General features: G+C 60.0%; 26 protein-coding genes. 9 read left to right on the plus strand and 17 right to left on the minus strand.

Annotated features, from left to right (window positions below):
• Positions 1-106 precede the first annotated feature (106 nt).
• The 9 genes from NCS03_RS17370 to NCS03_RS17410 form a co-directional block, all read right to left on the minus strand.
• Complete coding sequence (locus NCS03_RS17370) at positions 107-1,321, minus strand: porin (RefSeq protein WP_250529468.1); 1,215 nt, start codon at positions 1,319-1,321, stop codon at positions 107-109.
• A gap of 10 nt (positions 1,322-1,331) precedes the next feature.
• The gene (locus NCS03_RS17375; protein WP_250529469.1) at positions 1,332-2,837 is read right to left on the minus strand and encodes an aldehyde dehydrogenase family protein; all 1,506 of its coding nucleotides are present in this window, start codon (positions 2,835-2,837) and stop codon (positions 1,332-1,334) included.
• 11 nt (positions 2,838-2,848) lie between these two features.
• Positions 2,849-3,307 carry a c-type cytochrome gene (locus NCS03_RS17380; protein WP_008353340.1) on the minus strand — a complete coding sequence of 153 codons (459 nt, stop codon included), beginning with the start codon at positions 3,305-3,307 and terminating at the stop codon, positions 2,849-2,851.
• Complete coding sequence (locus tag NCS03_RS17385; protein ID WP_250435828.1) at positions 3,304-3,789, minus strand: c-type cytochrome; 486 nt, start codon at positions 3,787-3,789, stop codon at positions 3,304-3,306. The genes NCS03_RS17380 and NCS03_RS17385 overlap by 4 nt, the downstream gene beginning before the upstream one ends.
• Entirely contained in the window at positions 3,786-4,307 is a 522-nt protein-coding gene (locus NCS03_RS17390) for a methylamine dehydrogenase light chain (protein WP_008353338.1), read from the minus strand. The genes NCS03_RS17385 and NCS03_RS17390 overlap by 4 nt, the downstream gene beginning before the upstream one ends.
• 39 nt (positions 4,308-4,346) lie before the next feature.
• Positions 4,347-5,000, minus strand: a complete 654-nt coding sequence (mauD, locus tag NCS03_RS17395) for a methylamine dehydrogenase accessory protein MauD (RefSeq protein WP_175979346.1) — start codon at positions 4,998-5,000, stop codon at positions 4,347-4,349.
• On the minus strand, positions 4,997-5,554 hold the full coding sequence (locus NCS03_RS17400) for a MauE/DoxX family redox-associated membrane protein (RefSeq protein ID WP_175979347.1): 558 nt from the start codon (positions 5,552-5,554) through the stop codon (positions 4,997-4,999). The genes mauD and NCS03_RS17400 overlap by 4 nt, the downstream gene beginning before the upstream one ends.
• Positions 5,555-5,563: 9 nt before the next feature.
• On the minus strand, positions 5,564-6,694 hold the full coding sequence (locus tag NCS03_RS17405; RefSeq protein WP_250529471.1) for an amine dehydrogenase large subunit: 1,131 nt from the start codon (positions 6,692-6,694) through the stop codon (positions 5,564-5,566).
• Positions 6,695-6,935: 241 nt separating this feature from the next.
• Entirely contained in the window at positions 6,936-7,877 is a 942-nt protein-coding gene (locus tag NCS03_RS17410) for a helix-turn-helix domain-containing protein (RefSeq protein ID WP_250502983.1), read from the minus strand.
• 421 nt (positions 7,878-8,298) lie between these two features.
• Here NCS03_RS17410 and NCS03_RS17415 point away from each other — a divergent pair, with 421 nt between their 5' ends.
• Positions 8,299-9,708, plus strand: a complete 1,410-nt coding sequence (locus NCS03_RS17415) for a spinster family MFS transporter (RefSeq protein ID WP_250529472.1) — start codon at positions 8,299-8,301, stop codon at positions 9,706-9,708.
• Between the two features lie 32 nt (positions 9,709-9,740).
• On the opposite strand, the gene NCS03_RS17420 is transcribed toward NCS03_RS17415, so the two are convergent.
• A complete protein-coding gene (locus NCS03_RS17420) occupies positions 9,741-11,210 on the minus strand; it encodes a sensor histidine kinase (RefSeq protein WP_250435835.1) in 1,470 nt (489 codons plus the stop codon).
• Positions 11,211-11,434: 224 nt separating this feature from the next.
• Between NCS03_RS17420 and NCS03_RS17425 the strand changes: the two genes are divergently transcribed.
• The 3 genes from NCS03_RS17425 (at position 11,435) to NCS03_RS17435 (ending at position 13,821) form a co-directional block, all read left to right on the plus strand.
• The gene (locus NCS03_RS17425; RefSeq protein WP_175979351.1) at positions 11,435-12,610 is read left to right on the plus strand and encodes an acyl-CoA dehydrogenase family protein; all 1,176 of its coding nucleotides are present in this window, start codon (positions 11,435-11,437) and stop codon (positions 12,608-12,610) included.
• 43 nt (positions 12,611-12,653) lie between these two features.
• Positions 12,654-13,010, plus strand: coding sequence for a hypothetical protein (locus NCS03_RS17430; protein WP_175979352.1), 357 nt, complete (start codon positions 12,654-12,656; stop codon positions 13,008-13,010).
• 67 nt (positions 13,011-13,077) lie between these two features.
• Positions 13,078-13,821, plus strand: coding sequence for an SDR family NAD(P)-dependent oxidoreductase (locus tag NCS03_RS17435; RefSeq protein ID WP_250529473.1), 744 nt, complete (start codon positions 13,078-13,080; stop codon positions 13,819-13,821).
• Between the two features lie 10 nt (positions 13,822-13,831).
• Here NCS03_RS17435 and NCS03_RS17440 read toward each other — a convergent pair whose 3' ends face one another.
• Entirely contained in the window at positions 13,832-14,464 is a 633-nt protein-coding gene (locus NCS03_RS17440; protein WP_175979354.1) for a response regulator transcription factor, read from the minus strand.
• A gap of 289 nt (positions 14,465-14,753) precedes the next feature.
• On the opposite strand from NCS03_RS17440, the gene hpaC reads away from it, so the two are divergent.
• Positions 14,754-15,290, plus strand: coding sequence for a 4-hydroxyphenylacetate 3-monooxygenase, reductase component (hpaC, locus tag NCS03_RS17445; protein ID WP_250529474.1), 537 nt, complete (start codon positions 14,754-14,756; stop codon positions 15,288-15,290).
• A 43-nt stretch (positions 15,291-15,333) separates the two neighbouring features.
• On the opposite strand, the gene uraD is transcribed toward hpaC, so the two are convergent.
• Both uraD and NCS03_RS17455 read right to left on the minus strand, forming a co-directional pair.
• On the minus strand, positions 15,334-15,858 hold the full coding sequence (gene uraD / locus NCS03_RS17450; RefSeq protein WP_008353319.1) for a 2-oxo-4-hydroxy-4-carboxy-5-ureidoimidazoline decarboxylase: 525 nt from the start codon (positions 15,856-15,858) through the stop codon (positions 15,334-15,336).
• Positions 15,859-15,968: 110 nt separating this feature from the next.
• Positions 15,969-16,916, minus strand: coding sequence for a LysR family transcriptional regulator (locus tag NCS03_RS17455; RefSeq protein ID WP_250529475.1), 948 nt, complete (start codon positions 16,914-16,916; stop codon positions 15,969-15,971).
• Positions 16,917-17,204: 288 nt separating this feature from the next.
• Here NCS03_RS17455 and NCS03_RS17460 point away from each other — a divergent pair, with 288 nt between their 5' ends.
• The 4 genes from NCS03_RS17460 to NCS03_RS17475 all read left to right on the plus strand — a co-directional run bounded on the left by NCS03_RS17460 (position 17,205) and on the right by NCS03_RS17475 (position 20,196).
• Entirely contained in the window at positions 17,205-18,545 is a 1,341-nt protein-coding gene (locus NCS03_RS17460) for an MFS transporter (protein WP_250521686.1), read from the plus strand.
• Between the two features lies 1 nt (position 18,546).
• Entirely contained in the window at positions 18,547-19,065 is a 519-nt protein-coding gene (locus NCS03_RS17465; RefSeq protein ID WP_175979356.1) for a hydroxyisourate hydrolase, read from the plus strand.
• Between the two features lie 39 nt (positions 19,066-19,104).
• The gene (uraH, locus tag NCS03_RS17470) at positions 19,105-19,443 is read left to right on the plus strand and encodes a hydroxyisourate hydrolase (RefSeq protein WP_008353315.1); all 339 of its coding nucleotides are present in this window, start codon (positions 19,105-19,107) and stop codon (positions 19,441-19,443) included.
• Positions 19,444-19,698: 255 nt separating this feature from the next.
• Positions 19,699-20,196 carry an H-NS family nucleoid-associated regulatory protein gene (locus NCS03_RS17475; protein WP_008353314.1) on the plus strand — a complete coding sequence of 166 codons (498 nt, stop codon included), beginning with the start codon at positions 19,699-19,701 and terminating at the stop codon, positions 20,194-20,196.
• Positions 20,197-20,266: 70 nt separating this feature from the next.
• Here NCS03_RS17475 and NCS03_RS17480 read toward each other — a convergent pair whose 3' ends face one another.
• The 4 genes from NCS03_RS17480 to NCS03_RS17495 form a co-directional block, all read right to left on the minus strand.
• The gene (locus NCS03_RS17480; protein WP_033536174.1) at positions 20,267-20,668 is read right to left on the minus strand and encodes a VOC family protein; all 402 of its coding nucleotides are present in this window, start codon (positions 20,666-20,668) and stop codon (positions 20,267-20,269) included.
• A 58-nt stretch (positions 20,669-20,726) separates the two neighbouring features.
• The gene (locus tag NCS03_RS17485) at positions 20,727-21,152 is read right to left on the minus strand and encodes an organic hydroperoxide resistance protein (RefSeq protein ID WP_008353310.1); all 426 of its coding nucleotides are present in this window, start codon (positions 21,150-21,152) and stop codon (positions 20,727-20,729) included.
• Positions 21,153-21,335: 183 nt separating this feature from the next.
• Complete coding sequence (locus tag NCS03_RS17490) at positions 21,336-23,141, minus strand: alpha/beta fold hydrolase (RefSeq protein WP_239294403.1); 1,806 nt, start codon at positions 23,139-23,141, stop codon at positions 21,336-21,338.
• A gap of 312 nt (positions 23,142-23,453) precedes the next feature.
• Positions 23,454-24,452, minus strand: coding sequence for a PDR/VanB family oxidoreductase (locus NCS03_RS17495; protein ID WP_250529476.1), 999 nt, complete (start codon positions 24,450-24,452; stop codon positions 23,454-23,456).
• Between the last annotated feature and the right edge of the window lie 32 nt (positions 24,453-24,484).

Here is a 24,484-nt window from a genome sequence, read left to right on the forward strand (position 1 = left end):
TGCGATCGTATCAACGATCATCAAATCATGCGTATCTCTTGAACGCGAGAAAAAAAGCCCGGCGGGAAATCGTTCCGGCCGGGTCAAAGCACGCCCCTGGAAATACTTAAAAGTTATGCCGTATGCCGAGCGTCACGGACAACTGGCGATCGCTGTTCGAATTCGGCAGATTGGGAATCTGCGCGTAATTCGCCGGTCCACCCGTCGCCGGATCGATGCCTAGTCCCGCGCCGACCGCCTTCTGCATGATCGCGACGCCATACAGCGCAGTGCGCTTGGACAGCGCATAGTTCGCGCCGACGTTCACTTGATGAAAACGCGTCGATGAACCGCCGGCCGGCTTCGCATTGTTATAGATATAGGCAAGCCCGAGTTGCAGGAACGGCGTCGCGGCATAAGTCAGATTCACTTCGCCGATATCGAACGCGATGTCGCGGCCCTGCGGATTAGCGCTATCGGCGAAGTACTGGCTATGCTCGAGACGACTATGCGTATAAGTCAGCGCGATAGTCGCCGGCCCGATTGCATAAGATGCGCCCGCGCCATACGCCTTCAACGCTTCCGCGTTCTGCAATTGACAATAGAGTGCCGACGGATTCGAACACGCGAAATCGCCGATGTAGCCGTTTGCTCCGCCCAACGCCGCATCGAGCGGATTGTGCAGGTTCAGATAACCTGCGCTGATCGAGATGGGCAAACGCGTATAAGCCGCGGCGAACGAATATCCGCGCCGTTGCCCGAAGTCGCCTGCAATGCCGCCGAGGCTATAAGTGCCGCCCACCGAAAAGCCATTCCAGTCCGGGCTCGTGTATTTGATCGCGTTGTTGAAGTTGAACGCTTCGTTAAGGTTATCGACGTCGCCGATATGCGAACCATAAAGCGTCGCCCACGAATTGCTCGATACGTAAGGCCCGAGGAAATCGCTATACGAGTCGTATTGACGTCCGAGGGACAACGTGCCGAACTGTTCGTGCGCGAGGCCCACCCAAGCCTGACGGTTGAATAGCGCCCCGCCCTGCACCAGGCTTCCCGTTCCCGTATAGAAACTGTTCTCCACGTTGAATTTCGCTTGCAAGCCGCCGCCGAGATCTTCCACACCGAGCAAGCCGAAGCGTGAAGGCACGAGATTGCCGCCGGAGAACGCGAAGTTATGCCCCGAACCGACGCTCCCGTCCGCATTGGTGACTTGCTGATTCGTCGTATAAGTCAGCCCTGCATCCACCGTTCCATACAGCGTCACATTGCTTTGCGCCGATGCGCTCGCGCACACGGCGAGCGCCGCTGTCGAGACAAGTTGCCGCGCGATCGTTTTAGTTGTCATGCAAGCGTCCTCACGCGTAGTTGATCAGCACCGACTTGGTCTCTGTGTACATGTCGATCACCGCGCGTCCGAGCTCGCGCCCGAAACCCGACTGCTTGAATCCGCCGAACGGCATCGCGTTATCCAGCAGCGAGTGGCAATTGACCCATACCGTGCCCGCCTTGATGCGCGGCACGAGCTTGTGAATTTCCGAGAGATCGTTCGACCAGATGCTCGCGCCGAGTCCATAAGGCGTGTCGTTTGCCTTGGCGACCACGCTGTCGATATCGATGAACGGCATCGCGACGAGCACCGGTCCGAAGATCTCTTCGCGCACGACCCTCATCGAATGATCGGTATCGACGAGCACTGTCGGCTTCACGAAGAAACCGGCGCCGTCCTTGCGCGCATCGCCCGCGATAGCACGCGCGCCTTCATCGCGGCCCGCTTCGATATAGCTCAGCACACGATCCATTTGCCGTGCGGAAACCAGCGGGCCGATCTGCGTCGATTCATCGAGGCCCGGTCCCATCGGCAAGGATTGCGCGATCGCCGCGACACGCTCCATCACGCGATCGAATACTTTCTCGTGCACATAGACGCGCGAGCCCGCAGTGCAGACTTGTCCCGAGTTGAAGAAGATCGCATTGGCGACGCCTTCTGCAGCTTTATCGATATCGACATCCGGCAGCACGATAACCGGCGATTTGCCGCCGAGTTCGAGCGACATGCGCGTCATGTTATCGAGCGCCGCGTGACCGATAGCTTTACCCGTCGGCGTGGAACCCGTGAACGCGATCTTGTCGATGCCCGGATGACGCGCGAGCGCCGCGCCCGCCGTGCGGCCGAGGCCGGTGACGACATTCACGACACCCTTCTCGATGCCCGCCTCTTCGATCAGCATCGCGAGCCGCAATGCGGAAAGCGGCGTGTCTTCCGCAGGCTTCAGCACGACGGTGCAGCCAGTCGCGAGCGCGGGCGCGAGTTTCCACGATGCCATCAGCAGCGGAAAATTCCACGGAATGATTGCGCCGACGACGCCGACCGCTTCCTTGCGCGTATAGCCGAAGAAATCGTTCGACGGGCTATATGGAATCGATGCTTCCAGCGTGCTGCCTTCGATCTTGGTCGCCCAGCCGGCCATATAGCGGAAGCATTGCGCGGCCATCGACACATCGAGCCCGTGGGCGACCGTCACCGGTTTGCCATTGTCGAGCGATTCGATTTCCGCGAGCTCGCGCGCGTTCGCTTCGATAAGATCGGCAACGCGCAGCAAGAGACGCTCGCGATCGGTCGGTTTCATGCGCGACCATGCGGAGTCGTCGAACGCGCGGCGTGCGGCTTGCACGGCGCGATCGACATCGATTTCGTCGGCGCTCGGCACGCGTGCGAGCAGTTCTCCATCGGCGGGATCGATCACATCGAGTGTCGCGCCGCTCGCGCTATCGACCCATGCGCCATCGATGAGCATTTTTTTCGCCGATGCGAGGAATGCGCGCGTGGAATCGAGCATCGCGGGATGCTGGCTGTTATTCATCGGGTTGTCTCCTAGTAATGTTCCGGGACGGCGTTCACGCCGTTCTCCTGCAATTCCTTGACGAGCTTCATGCGGATACGCGCGACATCGGTGAGCGCGGGTCTGCGATGCGCCGCAATTTCTTCCGCCGTATAAGGCTTGAACGATGCGGGCCTCGATTGCTCGTTCATCGTCGCGAGCAACCAGTTCAAGACGTTCGCGAGCTCTGCGTCGTTCAATGCGGAATTGGCAGCGCCCGGTACTCGCATCACAAACTGACGGCCGTCGGGAAGCGAGACGAAATGACCGAGCGAGTTGCGCAATGCGGGCACCTTGCCGGGAATGCCCGAGCCGTCGGCGGTGTGGCATCCCATGCAATTGAGCACCCAGTCCTGTCGCGCGCGCGCCGCGTCGTACGCCTGCGTCTGCGATGCCGCCGTCGTCGACAGCGCGGCCAGCGTCGCAGCGACGAGCATCGCCCGCGGCTTCATAGCCCCAGGCCCTTCACGACTGCTTCGCGACGCTGGTGCACGGCGGTCTGATCGAGCGGGCCCGCGCGCCATGCCTTGACTTCGGCGACGTCGAAAGGCTTCGCTGAACCATGCTGCGCGTTCAGATCGAACACGACGTAGTTCAACACATCCGCGATCTCTTCATCGGAGAGCGATGCGAAGCTCGGCATCTTGAAGTTATAGCTTTTCTCCTTGACCTTGATCGGGCCGAACATGCCATAGAGCACGGTGTGCCCTAATTGCGCGCGGCCATCGGCAGAGCCCGCATATTTGCCGGGATATTCGACGAGCGGCGGCGCAAGTCCGTCCATGCCTTTTCCGCCTGCCTGATGACAGACCGCGCATTTGCCATCGAAGGTCGATTTGCCGCCCGGGTAATGCACTGTCTGTGCGAAAGCGCCCGAAGCAAAGCTCATTGCGCCGGCGACCAACGCCGCCATCAAAACAGTTGCAGTCTTCATTGCGTTGCCGCTCCCAACAGGACCGATACCGAGCAGTGGTAATTCGAATTGCCGTTCGCCATGCACCAGTTGATATCGTTATTGAGCGATAGCTTGTAAAGCGGCTTTTCGCGTTCATTGCGATTGCAGAAGCAGCGTCCGCAGCTCGTCTTGCCGCAGCAGTCGTTGTACGACACGATGTAATCCGAGCCGTCGTGCGGATTGCGGCACGTTCCGATCCACGTGATCGGAGAAGGCGTCGTGCCCGGCGGGCAACTGCTCGACGTGCCGCCACAGCAGCTGCAAAGCCAGCCGTCGATCGCGCAATACTTCCAGTAGTCGCAACTCGTCGGATCATCGCTTGCCGATGAACCCGGCTTCTTCGGCTCCGTTGCATAGGCGGTGCGATCGACCGGCAACAGCGGCACCATTGCCGATCCGACCAGCACTTTCCCGAGCTTCGCCATCGCGCTGCGCCGCGAACTGCGTTGCGCGACGCCGCGCGCCTTATGTTCGAAGAATGAATCCAGCCATTTCATGGACGCTCACCTGTAGGAATGGAAAAGTTATCGGCGTCTTCAGGCGTGCTGCCCGACTTGCGCTTCGTGGTCGTGATGGCCGTGATGCGCGTGGTCATCGTGCTTGCCGTGCACGAATTCCTGCAGCGACGCGACACCGCGTTCCTTCGCTTCGAACAGGCTTTCCAGATGTTCACGCGTGTTCACGAGACCTTTCGCGCGGACCTTGCCTTCGTCATCGAGCAGCACGGCATAGGGCAGCTTGCCGATCTGATAAGCAAGGCCGAGTTCCTGCGACAGCACATACGGATATTGCGAAAGACCGGACTTGCGATAGAACGCGGCGTGCTCTTCGAATTCGCCATCGCTGGCAAGCACGATGTCGACCGAACCTTCGCGCGCCTGGATCGACGGAAGCAAAGGCAGCAGCTTCTTGCACACGGGGCACGTCGGCGAAAGGAAGAAGACGAGCGTGTTGCGCTTCGAGTTCGACAGGCCGCCGACCTTCACTGCGCGGCCGGCGATATCGCCGAGTTCGAACACCGGTGCGATCGCGCCGACGGCCGGTCCCTTGTCGATCATGAGCGCGCCCGCGGGCATCATGCGTTCATAGAGAATGCCGACTTGGCGAACAAGTGCGAGACAGATCGCGCCGAGCGCGAGCAAAGCGGCCCACGACAGTGCGGCCGAAATCATCAGGGCGGTTTGCATCATGAATTCCTCAGAGAATCGAGCTTGGGAAGATTGACCAGCAGCACGTCGAGCGTGAACCACGCCGCGACGGCGAAAAGCGTGCAGGCGCCTGCGCTCAGATAGTCGAACCACATCAGCGCGCGGCTCGTAGCGGGAATGAGTGCGGCGGCCGCGAGCGCGGCGAGCATCAGAGCACGCGCGACGTGCCACCATCCGATCGACTTAGGCGTGCGCGTCGATGAGCTTGCTGCGATGAAGCCCGAGCAGCCACAATCGATGTCGGTATGACCGCGCAGCACGTTGATCGCGAGCGCCGCGCCGAAGAGCACGAAAAGCGCGGCCAGCACGATGGCGCTGACCATGCGGGTATCGGCGAACAACACGCCGATCGCGCCAGCCGCTTCGAGTGCAGGCAACGCGAACGACAACGGCGTCACTGCGAACGACGGCAGCAAGGCGAACGCTTCGAGCGAAGCGCGAAAGCGTGATGGTTCGCGCCACTTCGGCGCCGTGCCCGCGAGTGCGATGATCGTCGCGCTTGCGATGCACACCATGAGAATGACGGGATCGATCATCGCGTCACCTCAAGGGTTGAGCAGCAACGTCGACGTCGTGCCGAGTTGCTTTTCGACATGCTGGCGCTTGCCGGTCGTCGCGTCCATCACGACGAGATCGGATGTCGGCGTGAGGCCGTAGAAGAGCGGCTTGTCATCGGTGCTGACCTGGATCGCGAGTAGCGGATCGATCTTCTGCTTCGCGAGATCCCAGCGCGCTACGCGCTTCTTGCTCTGCGTGTCGTAGACCCAGATCTCCGTGCCCGGCTCTTTATGCGAACCGTCCGCGCCCTTGTGCATGGCCACGTAAAGACGATGTGTGCCCACATTCAGCGCGGTCTGCTGCAAGCCTCCCGGACGCCAGCCTGCCTTGCGTTCCTGATCGCTCAGCAAGGACCACGACGTTCCGAACACCGGTGCATCGCCGGAGAAATCGGCGGTACGCACGTTGCCGTTGAACGTGGTGAAGAGATACTGGTTGCCGTCGCGCACCGCGTTGATGAAGGCCGGGTCTTTATCGACGTCGATGAACGCGTCGGAGAGCTTGCGGCTCGCTTCCTTGCCGCTTGCATCGAGCTTGATGGTGAGCGCCTTGCCGCTCTCGCACAGTGCCGAGAAGCGGTCATTGCCGCTCGGATACGCGAGCACGCAAGCATCGGTGTCGATCTCTCCGAGAACCTTCTTCGCGGCCGTATCGATGACCGTGACCGATGTCGACGGCGTAATGTTCGACACGTAAAGTCGGCTACCGTCTTGCGAGAGGATCGTGCTGTAAGGCGTCGGCACGGTCTGACCGTGCTTGGCCGGGATCACGATTTCATCGGTCACCTCGAGCGTCGTGTTATCGATGATCTCGACTACATCGGTGCGTGCGCCATGGCTGCCGCGCGCGAAATACGTCGTCGCGACATAGCTCGTCTTGTGGTCGGGGGAGATCGTGAAGCCCGGAGCAAAGCCTGCATCGATCTCGCCGAGGAAGCGCTTCGTGTCGCCGTCGAAGACATGAACGCGCGCATCGGTCATGCTCGCAAACGACACATCCGTCACGAACACGCGATGCGGGCTATAGGGCGGGACCTTCGCAACCGTCAGTTCTTCCGGCTTTTCGGCCGCGCCCGCGTGCGGCTGACACGCAAGCAGTCCATACAGTAAGGCCCCCATGGCGGTGGCTAGCCGTCTCATCTCCATCTGTGCGTCTCCTTGTTTATCGTCGAAACGACTCTAAAGACGACAATAAAAAGAAGCACTTCGGAACCGGCAGCGCGTGCGTGCCGAAATGGAGCATTCGAAAGGGAGCCGACAGAGATCAGGCTTTTCGCGCAGATTTTCGAAGCACGAATGCCGATATCAAGCCGCGACAATGCGGCCTGTTATCGGCAACCAGGAATGCGTGAAGCGCTGTTCAGCGGGCGCGCGGCGTTTGAGAGGGAAGTTCGCCGAACAGGCTTTTGTAATCGCTCGCGAAGTGGCCGAGGTTGGAAAATCCCCAGCGCATTGCAGCCTCGCGAACCGGTACTTCGCTTTGCGATGTCGTCGTAAGAAGCCGTCTCACCTGAGCAAGGCGCACGGCTCGCAGATAACTTACAGGGTTCATCTGCGTGACGGATTGAAAGCTGTTTTGAATGGTGCGGCGGCTCACGCGCAGTTTTTCGCATAAATCCAGCACCGATATCGGCTGCTCCGGACGCGCAAGCACGAGATCGTGTGCGCGCCGCACGACGTCGGCGCGGCACGCATAAGTGAGCCGGTCCTCGCGCGTCGGTACATGAAACGTCAGGAGGTCGAGGATGCTTTCGGTGACCGTATGTGTGAAGCAATGCGCGCCATCATCGGACAAAATCGGATTCCGGTCCGCCAGCACGGTCTCGACCGCCGCGATGATGCGCTTACCCGCACGCGCGCCGGCCGCGCCGGGAATGCTCAGCACATGACGGCTGAGGATTTCGTCCTGCACATCGACGCCCGCCGCGTCCGCCGCTGAAGCAAGCAATTGCGCATCGATGGCGACGCCAAGCATCGACATATCGGGCGGCGAATGCAGAAGAAATTCCTTGTCGCCGGGCGCGACGACGAGCGCGTTTTCGTCGACCCGCACGCCCTGAAACGAGAACGGCGCGCCACCGCCGAGCACGAGTCCGAACGTGACGAATCCGGCCGGCAATTGCCCGCGCTGAACGATACGCACGTTCGCAGATTCCTGAAAGACCTGAACGCCCGCTAATGAAACCTGCTTCACCGTGCTGCGGAATGCGCCCTCGCCCACCTGGTCATAGCGCTGCTCCCACCCCGCCAGCGCATGCGCGTGGTGGTCGGCGTCCTCGAAGGTTTCGTAGTTGGCGTACATGCCCTCCTCCTGCTGCTTGCGTCGCCTCGACGCGACTGCTTATAGGTTTTCAATTTTTTGGCGTCAAGCTTTTCGATTCTTCTCCTCTAGTGCCTGTTGCGCAATCCTAGGAATGCACGATTGAAAAACGCATGCGCTCATGCGTAGGCGATCACGCGCTATCGCGAAGTTGAGTAATTACTTTAACTACTAGTTCGCAAGGATTGCACCCTGATAGTGCGCCCAAGAAGGTTCGCAGATCAGAAGTCTGCGTTTTGACCTCGCGACACGGCAAATCAGTCAAAAGCGCATCTATCGATAAATGCCGCCGATGTCGATTCAAATTTGCCTCACTGATGATCGCATCCCTTTTCGGCGAATTTGACGCCGATATCCTCCGCATCGACACTGCCTCACACCCGAACCTCACTTCCCAACCACCATGAAGCCCAAAAGCAAGCGCTATACATACGAGTGGTATGTCGTCGTGATCTGCATGCTGGCTTATGTGTTCTCGTTCATCGACCGGCAGGTGCTCGCGCTTATGATCGAGCCGATCAAGCGCGATCTGCATCTCAGCGATACGCAGTTCAGTCTCTTGCACGGCTTCGCGTTCTCGCTTTTCTACGCGGTGATGGGCATGCCGATCGCGTACCTCGCGGACCGTTTCGCACGTCCGCGCATCATCGCTGCGGGCATTGCGCTGTGGAGCGTCGCGACCGCGGCATGCGGCCTGAGTCAGAGCTTCGTTCACATGTTCGTCTCGCGCATGAGTGTCGGCGTGGGTGAAGCCGCCCTATCGCCGGGAACCTATTCGATGCTCGCGGATTTTTTTCCCAAGGAAAAGATGGGCCGTGCAATCGGCATCTATTCGCTCGGCTCGTTCATCGGCGGCGGCATTGCATTTCTTGTCGGCGGTTATGTGATTGCATTGCTCAAGCACGCGAGCGTGTTCGCCTTGCCGCTGGTCGGCGAACTACGCGCATGGCAATTGACGTTCTTCATCGTCGGATTGCCGGGTCTTCTCGTCGCCTTCGTCTTCATGCTGACGGTACGCGATCCCGCGCGCAAAGGACTTGCGCAGGACGGGTCGGGCAAGGTCAAGCGAGTCGCGATGGGTGATGCGCTGCGTTTCATCGCCAATCATCGCAAGACCTTTTTCTGCCACTACGTCGGCTTCTCGTTCTATGCGATGGGCCTGTACTGTCTGATGAGCTGGACACCTGCGTTCTATATGCGCCGTTTCGCTCTCTCGCCGGTCGAAGCGGGTTATATGCTCGGCATCGTGATGCTCGTCGCCAATACGACGGGCGTCTTCTGCGGCGGCTGGCTCAGCGACTGGCTGCTGCGTCGCGGACACACCGATGCGCCGATGCGCGCAGCGTGGATCGGCGCGGCATGCATGCTCGCTCCTGCGATCGCGTTCACTCAGACGACGAGCCTCGCCGCATCGCTCGCATGGCTCGTCGTGGCGATGTTCTTCGCGTCGTTCCCGTTGCCGACTTCCGCCGCCGCCATGCAGGCACTTGCGCCGAACCAGATGCGCGCACAGATATCCGCGATGTTCCTGCTGGTATCGAATCTCATCGGACTGGGTCTCGGCACGACGCTCGTCGCGCTTATCACCGACAAGGTATTCGGATCGCCGCTCGCGGTTGGTCACTCGATGGCCATCATCAATGCCGTGGCGATCGGGCTTGCTGCCGTGCTGCTTTTCGTCGGATGCAGTCAATACCGATCGAGTCTCGAACGCGAAACGCGTGAAGCGCGCGTGACGATCGATAGCCCGGGCCTGCATGAGAGCATGCCCTCCGGCGCGACGCCGACACCTCGATATGCCGAGCGCTTGTGATCCATGTTGCTCACTCAACGCGCAACGTCGTGTCAATCCGTATGGTGCAACAAGGGCAACGCGAAGCAGCATTCCAGTCCGCCGCCCGCCGCGCGTTGCGCCCAGATCCGTCCTTCGTGACGCGACACGATGTTCTTGCACAACGACAGGCCGATGCCGTTGCCGCCCGCCTTCGACGACGAGAAGCCGTCGAACAGGCGTTCGAGCGCATCATCGGGCACGCCTGGTCCGTCGTCGATCACATGCAGTTCGGCTGTCTTTCCGTTCGTCATCGCGGCAAGCGTGACGGTGCCGGCAGACGGTTTCATGCCGCTCATTGCTTCGACTGCGTTGAATGCCAGATTGAGGATCACCTGACCGATAAGCACGCGCTCGCAACGTATCGGCAACGGCTCGTGCGATGGCTCGATCCTGACCGTCACGCCTTCGTCTCGCGCGCGCAACTGGATGAAGTAAGCGACATCCGCGAGCACGTCGCGAAGATCGGTCTGAGCTTCGGCAGGCTCCCGCTTCACGATGAACTCGCGCACGCTCTTGATGATATGCGCCGCGTGCTCTGCTTGCCGGTCCGCTGCACGCAGGCCCCAGATCGCGCTGTCGATGGAATCTGGCTGCGCGAGCCGCTGAATCGCGCCTTCGATGAAGTTGCGCACGGCAGCGAGCGGCTGGCTCAACTCGTGTGCGATCGCGGTCGCCATTTCGCCCATAGCGTTATAACGTCCCGCGTATTCGAGCATCCGCGCTTCGCTTCGCCGGGCTTCCTCGATCGCCACTTCATCGCTGATGTCGCGGAAATGAACCAGTGTGCCGTCTTCGATATCGATGCGCCTGCACGTTATGCGCAGCCATCGTTTCGCGCCGTCACGACGCGTGATCGCATAGCGTTGCGCGGGCGTCGAATGTTGGCGCGTCGCACTGCGCAACTGGGTGACGAGCCGGTCGCGATCGGATCTCGTGCAATAGTCGAGCGCGACGCCGAGTGGCGCATCGTTCGCGACACCGAGCACGCGTCGTCCCGATTCGCTGATGAAACTCACCTTGCCGCGCGGCGTCAGCACTGCAACGCCCTCACCCAGATCCTGCATGTATTCGCGCAAGCGTGTTTCATAGCGGCGCAATTTCTGCCGCATTGCATCTTCAGCGCTGATGTCGCGAAACTGCACCATCACAACTTCGCGTCCCGTGAGCGGTACGTATGTCGCGATTGCCTCGGACAGCATGTCGACGCCCGCGCGCGAGCGATAACACCACTCATAACTTTGCGGACCTTCCGTGATGGAGCGATCCATCGCATTCACGGCAATTTCGCGGCGATACCTGATGTCATCGCGCGTCATATCGTGCGCCTTGAGCGGAAGCAATTCTTCCACCGAAAAACCCAGCGCGATGCATGCTGCGCGATTGGCCCACACGATGGCCTTCGTTTCGGCGTCGTGTAGCAGCACGCATTGCGTCAGCGCATCGAGCAGGCGGTGGAAATCGTCTTCGGTGGGGAAGTTCATGTCGTGGCGCATGGGATACATGGTTGCAACGCTAACCATAGCATCGGCGCGTCCCGCACGTCCCTAAAGATTTCTTTAGCCGGACGGGAGGCTTCACCGAATCGCACGCTCGCCTTCCCAATTGTTTCAGCCTTTTTGCATTCCTAGACTGGCATTACTGCGTGTGGCTCGAAAGCACTTCAACTCAATCTCATGCGCCATACGAACGAAAAGGAGATGTCCCCATGTCAGCATCCGCGATTGCAGTCGCCCTTCGCGACGATCTGTCCAGTCAAACCGACGCGATAGCGCTCGACGATGTGATCGCCGAAATCGCCCGGCGTCGCGATGAATTCGACCGCGTGTCGCACGTACCGCGCGATGTCATCGACAAGCTCAAGCGCGCAGGTATCTATCGTGCGGCCACGCCAAAACGATTCGGCGGTGACGCGCGCGCACCGGGAGAATTTCTGCAGATGATCGAGCGCATCGCTGTCGCTGACGGCTCCGCCGCATGGGTCGCGAGTTTTGGATCAGCGAATCTCTATCTCGCCGCGTTGCCGCTTGCGACGCAAGCTGCAATCTACGCCGACGGTCCCGACCAGGTGTTTGCGGGCGGCCTCTTCCCCGTTCAGAACGCACAGCCAGCATCGGGCGGCTATCGCGTGAGCGGCACATGGAAGTTCGCGAGCGGCTGCAAGGGCGCGGACTGGCTCGGCGTCGGCATCGGCACCAGCAAGCCGGGTGAAGCACCAGGCAAGCCGCGTACGGCCGTGTTTCGCCCCGCGCAAGTCGAGATCGTCGAGAACTGGAACGTCGTCGGCATGCAGGGCACCGGGAGTCACGATTTGCGCGTGACGGATCAATTCGTTGCTGAAGACTGGACGTTCGTTCGAGGTGGCCCATCAACGGTCGATGAACCGCTCTATCGCTATCCGACCATCGCTTATGCGGCGCAAGTGCTCGCCGTCGTGAATCTCGGTCTGGCGCGCGCAGCGCTCGATGTCGCGAATCATATGGCCGGAGGCCGCAAGACAACGACAGGCGCGCCGCAACTCGCCGACCGCGCCTACTACCGGATCGAGCTTGCAAAAGCGGAAGCACAACTGCGCAGCGCACGGGCCTTCTTCTACGAATCGACCGACAGCGTATGGCAATCGATTCTCGCGGGCAATGAAGTTATGCCGGAACAAGTGAGCCTGCTACGCCTCTGCGCAACGCAGATTGCGCGTGAGGGCGCCGATGTCGTGAATCGCGCCTATCGACTAGGCGGCACGATGGCGATCTATCGCACGCATCCATTGCAACGCCTGATGCGCGACGCGATGGTCGTCACGCAACACGCATTTCTCGGCGAAGGGAACTACGACGGCGCGGGTGCCGTGTTCGTCGGTGTGCCGCCCATTCCCGGCTATCTTTGATCCCCATTCATCGCATAACGCATAACATCAGGAGTAACGCTTCATGACCGATAACCGAAACCTGCCTTTGCGCGTGCTCTTTTGCTGCGGCGTAACGCAGAACTTTTTTGATTTGCCGCGCGAGAAGATCGGCGAAGTATGGCAAGCCTACGGCAAGATGCTCGCTGCTGTCGAAGCGATGGAGAACGTGCGCGTGCTGGGCGTGATGGACGACGATCGTCTCGTCGTCGGCCAATCCGATGGCGCGCCGTGGACCTTCTACATCATGGCCGACGTAGCAGACTTCGATACGGCCGCCGCGGTATGCAATCTCTATCGCACGACGCCCGTCGGCGAATACAACCTGTGGCGTTATGGAAAGATCGAGGCGCGTGTCGGACGTGCATTGTCGGTGCCGTAACGCAACGCTCTGCATCGTCGCCGCATACATTGCGGCCGCTCTCGCTCATTAGAAAGGGAACTCGAACATGTCCAACAGAATCGCGCTCATCACGGGTGCCGCGCGCGGCCTCGGCGCCGTGGTCGCGCGCCGCTTTCATGCCGCAGGCTATAGGGTTGCGCTGGCCGATATCGCAATTGAAGCAACGCAAGCGCTCGCATGCGAGCTGAGTGCGGACCAGAGCAGCGCATTCGCCATCAGGCTGGATGTGGCATCGAAGACGGACTTCGAACACGCACGCGATGCCGTGCATGAACGCTGGGGCCGAATCGATGCGCTCGTCAACAACGCGGGTGCATCGAAAGTCGTGCCCGTGATGGAGATTACCGCAGAGCAGTTCGATCAGGTCATCGATATCAATCTGCGCAGCGTGCTCTTCGGCTGTCAGGTATTCGGCCTCTATTTCGCGGACCGCGGCGCGGGTCGCATCGTCAATATCGCATCGCTCGCGGGACAGAACGGCGGTTCGGCGACCGGCGCGCATTACGCGGCCGCCAAAGGCGGTGCGATTACATTGACCAAGGTTTTTGCGCGCGATCTGGCCGCGCGCGGCGTGACCGTCAACGCGATCTCACCTGGTCCGCTTGACCTTCCGATCGTGCATGAGAGCCTGCCTGCCGACAAACTCGACAAGGTTATCGCCGGCATTCCCGTGGGACGTCTCGGCTCGGCCGATTACATCGCCGACGTGGCCGTGCTGCTCGCATCACCGGATGCGTATTTCGCCAACGGTGCATGCTGGGACGTGAACGGCGGCCTTTACATGCGTTAGCGAGTTCGAATCATGCGCGCTCGTCGCCGGATGGGCTCCATACTTCGAGCACATCGCGCACGAGCGTCGCGATGGATGCAGCTCCGAGCTTGTCCTTGATGCTCGCGCGATGCACGTCGACGGTCTTGACGCTGATCTGCAGATCGGCGGCGATGCGCTTGCTCGCTTTGCCCTCGATCACGCCGCGCAAGACCTCCTTCTCGCGCCCGGTCAGCGAGTCGACGCGCTCGCGCAACTCGCGTTGCCGCTGGTCTTTCGCGTGACGCTGCATCGCGAGCTTCATCGCGCGCTGCACGCGATCGAGCATTTGCTGGGAGTTATAGGGCTTCTCGACGAAATCGATCGCGCCATGCTGAAGCGCGCGAACGGACATCGGAATGTCGCCGTGACCGCTCACGAAGATGATCGGCAAAGTCGCACCGCGGCGGTTGAGTTCGGCTTGTACGTCGAATCCGCTCGCCTCCGGCATCCGTACATCGAGCACGAGACAAGCGGGACGACTCACATCGAATGCGCGCAGAAAATCGGCGGCATTGGCGAACCCTTCCGACTTCACGCCGACTGAATCGAGCAGCCATGCAAGCGAGGTACGCATGCCGTTGTCGTCATCGACGATATAGACCATGGGAGCGGAAGAATTCATTGCGATTGCTCTTTCGATGCGCGCATCAGGGACCAAGCGCGCCGGAAGATTCGGCTGTCTCATCGCAGGGTCTGTTTTTTGATGCGCCGATGATAACCAGCCGAAATTCGCCGCGAAAGTCCTTTCTTTACCTCGATGACGCAAGATAGGTAAAAGCTTTAGTGCGTTCGGTAACTACGCCGGGCGAGCGGGCGGGACGTGCCGATTTTATTTGTGCGGTTCAGCGCGTACGCTTGATTGACCATTTGCTATACACAACCTGAACATGAAACGAACAGGAGACGCTCCCATGTCCGCGCTGCCCCGTCCCGACTTTTCCGATATCGATCAGGTGCGCAAGCTGTTCCGCCAGGCCATGGCTCATCTGGGCGCAGCAGTGAATGTCATCACGACGACAGGCACGCATGGCCGTTGCGGCATTACCGCGAGCGCGGTGTGCTCGGTCACGGATGCGCCGCCTACGCTGCTCGTCTGCATCAACAGGTCGAGCGCCATGCATGCCGCATTCGTGAACAATCGCAATGTGTGCGTGAACGTGTTGCCGGGTCATCTCGAACAGATCGCGCGACACTTCGCCGGTCTCACGCAATTGTCGATGGACGAGCGCTTTTCGTTACCGGTGTGGGACGAAGGCGCGAACGGCGTGCCGGTGTTGCGCGATGCGCTCGCCAGCCTGCAAGGCACGATCGTCGAGGCGAAGGAAGTAGGATCGCACTCGGTGATGTTCGTGCAAACCACCGCGATCCGCGTGCGCGACGACGGCGATAGCCTGATTTATTTCGATCGAAACTTTCATCGCGTGCCGCGTGCATGTGATGCGCGGTAGTGTGTGCGCGAGCCTGATTCGTTTTCAGGCTCGCGCACACTGATCAATTCAACGCCGAAAGACGCGTATTCAGCCGCGCACGCGTGATCGCTGCGATTTGCGCGAGCGCCTCATCGAGTTCCTGCTGCGTGCTGCGTCCAATGCGACGTTCGAGCGCGCTGAAGATGCCTTCGCGCGTGTAGTGCCGCACGCAGATGATGAATGGAAAGCCATGCCGCTCGAGATAAGCTCTGTTGAGACGATCGAGCGACGCTTCCTGTTCCATCGACATGGCATCGAGCCCGGCGCTCTTTTGTTCGGCATCGGAATCGGCCGTCATCGTTCCCGAGCGAATGTTTGCGCCCGATAACAACGGATGCAGGTTCAGAAATGCGCGCTGGCTTTTATCGTCCAGATTGCGGATGACATCCATCATCGCGTCATGCAAGGCATTGGCGGATGCGAACGGCCGCACGCTCCACGCGCCCTCCGCCGCTTGCGGAAAATGCTCGAACACGCTTGCGAATGCACCAATGAATGCCGCGCGGTCCAGCGAATTGACCGGCTCCAGGTTGATCGACTGTGACATGCTCGCGTCTCCTATGGCGTGTCGATGGCAATTCGTGCCGAGTATAGGAACCGCGCGATCGGGCGGCGAGACAGCCGATCCTATTGACCGCATAACAGAACACGATAGCGCTACGCGCGATGCATGTCGCGCAGCGCGCGCAATTCCTGAGCGGCCGCCGTCAGCATGCCGCGCAGCCAGACGTGCGATGCCGAGCGATGCCGCGACGGATGCCACAACTGATAAAAGCGCATGAACGGAAATTCAATCGGGGCGTCGAGCACAACGAGCGGAAGATGCTTCGCGTGATAATTCGCGAAATGCCTGCCGGTCGTGAGAATAAGATCGGTGCCCGGAATCAGGCTCGGCGCGAGATTGAAGTACGGGCAGCTCACGCGGTTATCGCGATGCACGCGCATGGTGCTGAGTCCCGTATCGACGACGCCGCGCTGATCGCGCGAATATGGCGTGGGCACGATATGCGATGCACTCAGATAGTCCTGGGCATCGAACTTGCCTGATTGCGCATAGACGCTATCGCGCGCGACCACGCACACGACATCGTCCTCCAGCAATACCGACAAATGAAGATGCTCGGGCGGATTGGGCCAGTTGCCGATTACGATATCGGGCGAGCCTTCGGAAAGCCCCTGTTCGTAATTGAATGAAGCCGAAAGCGGCACCGCAATGAGGCGCGCGCGTGGTGCAGCGTGCCTGAATTCGCGCACGACATGCGCAAAAAACGGGGGCGCCAGATAATCGGGCATTCCGACGGTAAAGCTTTGCTCGGTTGTCGCGGGATCGAAATGATCGTCGGATACGAGCAGGTTATCGAGCGCACTCAATGCGGCCTGTGCGCTCTGCGCGAGCTGAATCGCGCGTTCGGTCGGCACCATCGCGTTCTTTTCGCGCGTAAGCAGCGGATCGTTGAAGATGGCGCGCAGACGCTTGAGCGCCGAGCTGATGGCCGGCTGCGACTGGTTCATACGAATGGCCGTGCGTGACACGCTGCGTTCCCCGATCAGCGTGCACAGCACGCGCAGCAGATAGGTATCGAATGGATCGTCGGTGCGATTCATGATGATTTCGGTGTCTCTATTGTTCGCGTGGCTGCGCCGCTATTTTGCCAGCCGGCACTGCGGGAACCGCTTCATGCGAGGCGCGCTAGGGTAATCCATAAGGCGTGAAAAGTGCGGCGAAAAACCGTGCAAAGCCCTATCGCACAAGGCTTTCGAACCCATATACATGTTGCTATGGGGCCTATTGGCTCGTCCCCCGTTCCCGATTTTTTGGCCGTTTCTATACTTGCTTCCAACCGAGCGCACGGCCGTGTCCGCGCGACGCAAACCGACTGGAAAGGAGAAACCATGTCGCTCATCAAACAGGAGATGCCGGTTTTCGCGAGCGCGGTAGAAAGCGCCGAAGCAAGCGTCTATCGCAAGGTTTCATGGCGCCTGCTGCCGTTCCTCGGCGTGCTGTGGGTGCTCGCATGGCTGGATCGCGTCAACATCGGCTTCGCGAAGCTGCAGATGCTCGACTCGCTGCATTTCAGCGAAGCCGTATACGGTCTCGGCGCGGGCATCTTCTTCATCGGCTACTTTCTCTTCGAAGTGCCGTCGAACATGCTGCTGCAGAAGATCGGCGCGAAAAAGACCATCATGCGTATCACGATATGCTGGGGCGTCATCTGCATGTTGCAAACGCATGTCACCACGCCCACGCAGTTCTATGTCCTGCGTTTCCTGCTCGGCGCATTCGAAGCAGGGTTTTATCCGGGCGTCATTCTTTACCTCACTTACTGGTACCCGTCGCAGCGGCGTGCGCGCGCCTTCGGCACGTTCATGTCGGCTTCTGCGATCGCGGGCGTGCTCGGCGGTCCTCTCGCCGGCTGGATCATGACGTCGATGGGCGGCGTGCACGGCATGCACGGATGGCAGTGGCTCTTCATCATCGAAGGTATTCCGTCGGTGCTGGCCGGTGTGTTCGCGTACTTCTACATGACCGACAAGCCCGAGCAGGCGCGCTGGCTTTCCGATGATGAAAAGCGCGTCGTGCTCGATGCCCTGCAACGCGACAACGCAGCGATGGGCGAACGCGGTCACGACTGGCGCTCGCTCTTCAAGAACCGCAAGGTGTGGCTGCTGATCGCGATCTTCTTCTGCCTGCTGTGTGCGAACTCGACGCTCACTTTCTGGATTCCCACCGTCATCAAGGACGTTGGCATCAGCACGCCGATGGCGGTCGGCTGGATCGCGGCGGTCGCCTATTTGTGCGGTGCTGCGGGCATGATCATCAACGGCGCGCACTCGGATCGCAGCAATGAAGTGCGCTGGCACTTCAGCGGTGCGGCAATCGTCGGAGGCATATCGATGGCCGCGCTCGCGATGCTGATGGGTTTCGACAAGATCTCGCCGGTGATCGCGCTGCTCGCGATGACCGCATCGCTCATCGGCACCATGAGCGCGATTCCCGTTTTCTGGCAATTGCCCAACCGCTATCTCGCTGGCAGTGCGGCCGCAATTGGCGTGGCGCTCATCAATTCCGTCTCCAATCTCGCGGGCTTCGGCGCGCCCTATGTGATGGGACTCATCAAGAACGCGACGGGCAAGGTGACGACCGGCCTGTACGTCGTGGCCGTAATCGAAGTGCTGGCCGCGGTGCTCGTGATCGTCGGCATCCGCAAGCTCGGCAACAAACAAGAGGCCTGACATGCGCGACAAGAACACATCATCCCCTGCGTTCGACGTGAGTCGCCGTCGCTTTGCTCTGCAATCCGTGGCGCTTGGCGGCAGCATGCTGATCGCGAAGACGGCGCTGTCCGCCGATGCACCTGCGCCGAATCAGACGACCGGCCCGGTGCAACAGGATGGCCTGAGCCCACGCCTCACGATGCACGGCCTGGACACATGGCATGGCACGCCCGCTTCGGGTATGCGCGTCGAGCTGTTTGCGATCGACGACGGGCGTTCGAAGTTCCTTCAGACGATCACGCTGGCTGCAAGCGGACGCAGCGAGCCTCCCCTCCTGATCGGCGATACCTATCGCGCGGGGACTTATGAGTTGTTGCTGCATGTGGACGAATACTTCGCCGCACGCAAGGCGGATCTTCCGCAGCCGATGTTTCTCTCGAAGATCCCGCTGCGCTTTCGCATCACGGACGTCAATCAGCGCATTCATTTGCCGGTGCTGTTCGGACCGTGGAGCTACAACTACTACCGCGGCAGTTGAGCCGGAAAGTACTCGAACGCGAGATCAGGAGAAAACATCATGGCCGCAGGCATTACCACGCACGTACTCGACGTCGCACTCGGCAAACCCGCCGCCGGGATGCAGATCGAATTGTTCGATATCGGCAGCGAGCCGCCCACGCTGCTCGCGCGCACGCGCACCAATCGCGACGGACGCACCGACTCGCCGATCCTGCCGGCGGCGCAAGCGCGAGCGGGGAATTTCGAGTTGCGCTTCTGGGTCGCCGATTACTTCAAGACGCCCGATGTATTCGCGGACGTCGTGCCGGTTCGCTTCACGCTCGCCGATGCGACGCAGCACTATCACGTCCCGCTGCTTTGTTCGCCTTGGAGTTTCGGCACCTATCGCGGAAGTTGAATCAGCGCTTACTGCAATTGACGATTGATGTTTCGCAACATGGAGACGCGCACGAACGGATAAGAAAATGTCTAAAGCAACTTCCATTTCTTATTCGAACCGGAGTGAAATCTGGATTTGCAATGTGCGTCTCACCACTTACCGTCCTGGAGCGATATTCTAGACTTTCCACTGCTACGCATTTACACGAATCTCCTCTAGCGCATTGCGGATGTGCATGGCATAGTGCGATCGACGATCTATTAGAGGTAACTCATGTCAACGCTAGAAAGTATTCAGGCGCGTATCGAAGCACTTCAAGCGAAAGCGGATGCGCTCGTTGCAAAACAATCCGAGAATGCGCTGCAAAAGATTCATCACCTGATGTCGAGCCATGGATTGACCATCTCGGACATCGAAAGCTATTCCGGTTCACGCAAGAAGGCGGGCAGTTCGGCTTCCGCGAAGAAGCCCGGCGCAGTCGCCTATCGGGATCCAAAGACCGGTGCGACCTGGAGCGGCCGCGGACGCGCGCCGGGCTGGATCGCCAATGCAAAGGACCGTAGCAAGTTTGCGGTTGGAGCAAGCGCGCAGGGAACCAAGGCTAAAGGAAAAACGCGCGCTGCTGTCAAGCGCAAAGCAAAGGGACAACCGCGCGGTCCTCAACCCGCGCTCTATCGCGATCCGGAAAGCGGCGCAACGTGGAGCGGTCGTGGCCGCGCACCCGCATGGCTCGCATCGGTTAAAGATCGGACACCGTTTCTGATTGCCTGACACTGTATTCACACAAACGGCGGAGTTCGTGCACGACTCCGCCGTTTTCTTTGCGGTCCGGAGTTTCAATCTATACACGCGGATCGAAATCGAATTCGATCCTGATGCCGCCCGGTTCGTAAATCATCATGTGGCGCTTTGGACCGGCTCCTAGCAGTTCCGGCGCGAATTCCACTGCCACTCCCGGCCATGTCGACACGCGCTCGAGAATCGTCGCGAGTGCGGCTTCATCCGTTGCGCGTAATGCGAGATGATGAAGCCCGATATTCTTTCGCCGATCGAATGCTATAGGCGCCGATTCATCCTTCACCTGCCATAACGTAACCAGCAGCTTTCCGTCCGATACGAATACGGCGGGATACTCGGACCGCTCGCCGACGATCTGCCAGCCGAGACATTGAACGAAAAAGTCACGCGTTGCGTCGAGATTGCGCACGGTGAGACCTACGTGATCGATTCCAGATGTCAGCATCGCTTCCTCCGCGTGCATTCGAGCGTTCAGGAGAAAGGCCCCCGAACATTCGACATGCTTATGCCAGCGTCAATTTGACGTCGATATTATTGCGCGTTGCATTCGAATAAGGACAGACGATATGCGCCTTGTCTACAAGCGCCTGTGCCTCGCTGCGATCCATTCCCGGTAGCGAGATCTTCAATTCGACCTCGATGCCGAAACCGTTCGGGATTTGACCGATGCCCACGCTGCCATCCACCGCGACATCTTTCGGCAGCGTGATCTTGTCGCGAGCGGCGACGAATTTGATCGCGCCGATAAAGCACGCGCTATACCCTGCGGCGAAGAGTTGCTCGGGATTGGTGCCATCGCCACCACCGCCGCCGAGTTCTTTCGGGGTTGTCAGCTTGAGATCCAGATTGCTTTCGGGCACGGTCGCGCGGCCGTCGCGCCCGCCAGTGACATGAGCATGTGCACGGTATAGAACCTTTTCAATCGACATCGCCAGACTCCTGTGCGTTGTGTTGAGCGGATCTCGCGGCGCGCATGTGCCGGACGAAGTCCGCCGACATGAGTTCCCCACTGGACGCTGCCCGATATGGGCACGTTCCAATAGCGAAGGATACTCAAGTCACGGCGAGCTCGCCTGACGCATGACCGACGCGCCGAAGCAAGCTCGCTTCAATCACAAGACGACGGGTTCTCTGCCTGAAAAGACCGGATCTGCAACGGGCGATGTGTTTTCCTTCGCGATACGTTCGCACACCGCAACCACATGCGCCGATCCGGTCGTCATGAAGAGGGCGTGATCGAGGTCCGAAAAGATCGCCATTCGCACGGATGGATAGCGCGACAGTCGCGCGCCCTGCTTGCCGAAATGCGCGGCGATCAGATCCATGCCCGCATCGTACGCGCCATAGACGAGCGCTGTCTTTACGCCTTTGGCATCGAGCGCACGAATGATCGGTCCCGGTTCGGTCGCGAGCTCCGGCGCCGTGCTGCTCAGGCGGTCGAGCCTCAACACATCGACGATACGCGAACGCGCGCGCGTCGCCATATAGCCGAGCACGAAGCGCAATACGCGCATCAACTGCTTTTCGCCGCGCAGGATCGCTTTCCATTTCTGCGGATCGAGCATCGAGAATGCATAACCCGCCATGGAATTGCGCGTCGATTGACGCAAGCCGTCGGGCGCGACGTCCGCCGGTCTTTTAAACGTCGGCAGATTGACTGTGACGACACCGTTGATCGCATTCTCGGCGACCGCCGCCTTGAGCGCGTGATAAGCGCCCGAGCACACGCCGAATGCAAAGATCGACTTGTAGCCCTGCCGCGCGAGCCAGCGTGCGGCGGCCGCGGTGTCGTCAGTCGCGATCTGGTTATAGATTCGGCCGAACGCCGTATCCGATTGCACTGCGCCGGGCGCGGCCGGACTGTCGCCTCGGCCTCGCGCATCGAAACGCAATGATGCAATGCCGCGCCGCGCAAGCTCGCGTGCAATGCGAACGGATAGCCGGCTGTCGCCGACGCGCGCACTCGCCGATGTATTCGCAATGAGAAACACCGGACCTCGCGCGGCCCCCGTGCGCGGCTCGCACAAAATGCCGAAAAGCTTTTCGTCGCCGATGCGTACTGGGCGTTCGATAGCTTCGGGTGTGTCTATCTTTAGAGCGGACCAGTCAACGGCATCGGCCGACGACGGCGCTTGCCTGTTTGATGAATCCTTGCCAGCGATCCATTCCACGACTTGGGCGAACGCTGCGCGCGGCAATGCGTTGAATGCAGTTTCCTGAAGAAAGCCAGTGAGATCTTCGAACGGACGCGCCTGTGCTTCCACGCCCTTTTCGATGAGCGCGTCGCACAATGGATCCGTGCCGCCCGCCTTCATATTCATGACCAACGCGCGACGCGCTGGTGCCGCCGCAGCGTCTCTTACGCTCGCGACGAGATCGATCGCCTGCAATGAGCCTTTGAATTCATCGCTATAAACCTGGCCGAGGACGTTGAGCCGCGCGTCGTCCTTTTGCATCTCACGCAAAGGCGGTGCAAGCAGTTCGAGCCATGTCTTGCGCACGATGCTCAACTCGCGCATATACACGCGGCCACTCGCAACGGGTGCGAGCAGTACGAGGTCATCGACCGGTTGACGCAATGCGGCCTCGAGCGCGAACGCGGCGCCCACGCGAAAGCCGCATAACGTGACGTGCTCTATGCCTGTCGATGTCTTCAGCCATTCGATGGCCGCGTCGACGTCATCGACCGACGATTGGAATTGATCCGGTGCGAGATCGGCGCCCGCCGAGTCGCCCGTGCCTCGATAGTCGAAACGCAGCACCCATATGCCTCGCGCGGACAGCGCTTCGGCGAGATGCCGCATGCCGCTATATGTCCACACGTATTCGTGCCCATAGGTATTGCAGAGCACTACGCCGCGCGTGCCGCTTCCGGCGTGCAGCCATCCAAATCGGTTCCCGAATACAACCGGTCTCATATCGATCTCGTCCTCGTCTTTGGTGGCGCGCAAGGATCGATGACTCGTCGTCCCGTTCTTGCAATGCCTGGCCGTCAACGTCCCGCCGAATACGGGATCGCGAGGTATTGAGACGATTATATTAAGCGTCCTCTTCGTAACACGGCTTGCACCGGCGAATAGGTGCGAATGAGCTACCTATTGGCGCATAAGACATAGCTTGTGTGAGCTACCGCTCATTTCTTTATGCAAGGTTCGTCGGCATAACGTCAGATTGGCCGCAGACGAGTCACCTCGCCTGCCTATATGACTTTTTGGAAGATCGATTCTCTATCAGAGATCCAATACGAGTACCTTGCTCGTCGCACGCGACACGCACGCGGTCAGAAAGTCGGTCTTTTCTTCTTCGCTCATGATGCAGTCGTTGTGCTCGACGTCTCCTTCGAGATAACGCACCTTGCACGTACCGCACAAGCCCGCGCAGCATGATGTCTCGATGAACACGCCCGCTCCCGCCAGTGCATCGGCAATGCTCTCGTCCTTCGTCACTTCGATTTCCTGTCCTGTGCTCGCGATACGCACGATGAAGCTGTCGTTCGCATCGTTGGCGGCCTGCTCGCCAGCGTTGCGCTCAGGTGCCTTGAAGTGCTCGAAATGCACCGTTCCGGACGGCCAGTGCCGCGCCGCATCCGCGCACGCTTGCATGAAGCCGCCTGGACCGCAGTAATAGACGTGCTCGCCTTCGCCGGGCGCATTCAGCAAGTCCCCGATATCGAGGCCCGCCGATGGATCGCCGCCATCGAAATGAAAATGCAGACGCCCGCTTGCGCGCATGAGCTCGAATTCCTCGGCGAACGCTGCGCTGCCCGCATCTTTCGCGCAGTAATGCATTTCGTATTCGATACCGGCATCGTCGAGTTCATGCGCCATCGCCTTCAATGGTGTGATGCCTATCCCGCCCGCGATCAGCAACACGCGGCGCGCGCCGTCGACGAGATGAAAGTTATTGCGCGGCCGGCTTACACGCACGATGTCCTGCACGCGCAATTGCTCGTGAAGCGCCTTCGAACCGCCGCGCCCGCGTTCATCGCGCAATACGGCGATCACATAGCGATGCCGCTCGCGTGGCGCATTGCTGATCGAATACTGCCGCACGACGCCGCCCTCGAGATGAATGTCGATATGCGCGCCCGCCGTGAAAGGCGGCAATGGCGCACCGTCGGGATCGATGAGTTCGTATGAATTGATGCCTCGGCCTTCGAAGCGGACCTGACGCACGAGCAGATTCAAGGTCTGACTCTGCGCGTCGGTCGAGATGGATTGTGTTGACATGGTCGACTTCCTCGAATCGATGATCCCGCATC

The sequence above is a fragment of the Caballeronia sp. ATUFL_F1_KS4A genome (assembly GCF_023630905.1).
Classification (GTDB): domain Bacteria; phylum Pseudomonadota; class Gammaproteobacteria; order Burkholderiales; family Burkholderiaceae; genus Caballeronia; species Caballeronia zhejiangensis.